Annotated in this window: 2 protein-coding genes; both read left to right on the top strand. The window is 56.3% G+C overall.

Translation table 11 applies throughout. The features are described 5' to 3' along the window. The coding region (locus QZ326_RS13320; RefSeq protein WP_295746164.1) for an SIS domain-containing protein at positions 1 to 691 on the top strand (691 nt) is incomplete at its 5' end. A 273-nt stretch (positions 692 to 964) separates the two neighbouring features. Beyond that, positions 965 to 1,553, top strand: a 589-nt coding sequence (locus QZ326_RS13325; protein ID WP_295746168.1) for an ABC transporter substrate-binding protein, incomplete at its 3' end; no start/stop codon positions are given.

A 1,553-nucleotide genomic window follows, 5' to 3' on the forward strand; every position in this document is an offset into this window, starting at 1 on the left:
CGCCCGTGAGAGCGACGAGACGCTCTACACCTGGGCAGGACCGGAGATCGCCGTGGCCACCACCAAGGCCTACACCACCCAGCTGGCGGTTTTGGACCTGCTGGGCCTGTATCTGTCGAAGACGCTGGGGTCTCTGGACGAGGCGGAGCGGCGGCGCATTCTGGACGAAATGCTGCTGCTGCCGGAAAAACTGGAGCGCGTCCTCGCCGGAAAAGAGGACATCCAATACTTTGCCAGCCGGTATTTCAATCTCAACAGCGTCTTTTTCATTGGGCGGAATATAGACTACGCCCTGGGCCTGGAGGGTTCCCTGAAGCTGAAGGAAATCTCCTACATCCACTCCGAGGCATACGCCTCCGGCGAGCTGAAACACGGAACCATCAGCCTCATAGAGGACGGCACGCTGGTGGTGGCTCTGGGCACCTACGGCAAACTGTTTGAGAAGGCGATGAGCAATATTCTGGAGGTCAAGACCCGCGGCGGCGACGTGCTGGCGTTGACGGCAGAGAGCCGGAGGGCAGAGATGTCGCGTACGGCTAACGGCGTGATCTCCATACCCGACGCCCATCCTATGCTGATGCCCCTGCTGGGAGCCGCACCGCTGCAGCTGTTTGCGTATTATGTGGCGTTGATGCGGGGCTGTGATATTGATAAGCCCCGGAATCTGGCAAAATCGGTTACTGTGGAGTAAATGTGCAGAAGGATACCCCTCTGCATAACAAGTGTATATATTCATTCCAAACGCTGGATTTCTGGAAGCTCCGGCAAAATCCAACCAATCTTTTCCCGCTTTTTTGCGAAAAACAGCAAAGTTACAAGAATTCCAATCAATAATTATTCATTTTTGTATAATAAACCATTGACAATTACAAACCTCTGTAGTATGCTTCCAAATACCTTGGCCGGCAGGCCGGGTGTTTGGAAGACCGCCGCCATTTCCGGCGGCAAAGAAAGGATGTTTGTAATGAAAAAGTTATTTTCTCTGATTTTGGCCCTGACGATGGCGCTGGCCCTGGCCGCCTGCGGCAGCAGCGGCGGCAATCCGTCCAACGGCCAGAACGACGCGCAGAATGCCAGCCAGAACACCGGGGACAGTCAGGACGCCTCCAGCGGCGATGTTGACATCAACACCCTGGTGGTGGAGAGCGGAAAGCTGCATATGTCCACCAACGCCGCCTTCCCTCCCTATGAGATGGTTGCCAACGACGGCAGCTTCGAGGGTATTGACGTAGAGGTTGCGGGCCTCATTGCTGAGAAACTGGGCTTGGAACTGGTGGTGGACGATATGGACTTTACTGCCGCTATGCTGGCTGTGCAGAACGGCAAGAGCGACATCGCCATGGCGGGCATCACCGTCAACGAGGAGCGTCAGGCGAATATGGACTTCACGGAGTCCTATGCCACCGGTGTACAGGTCATCATCGTGCCGGAGGGTTCCAGCATCGCCACTGTGGATGATCTGGCCAACGCCGAGCTGATCGGCACCCAGGATGGTACGACCGGCTATATCTACTGCTCCGATACCCCGGAGAACGGCGGCTACGGCGAGGACC

Origin of the sequence: uncultured Oscillibacter sp., assembly GCF_910587525.1 — a bacterium.
Classification (GTDB): domain Bacteria; phylum Bacillota; class Clostridia; order Oscillospirales; family Oscillospiraceae; genus Oscillibacter.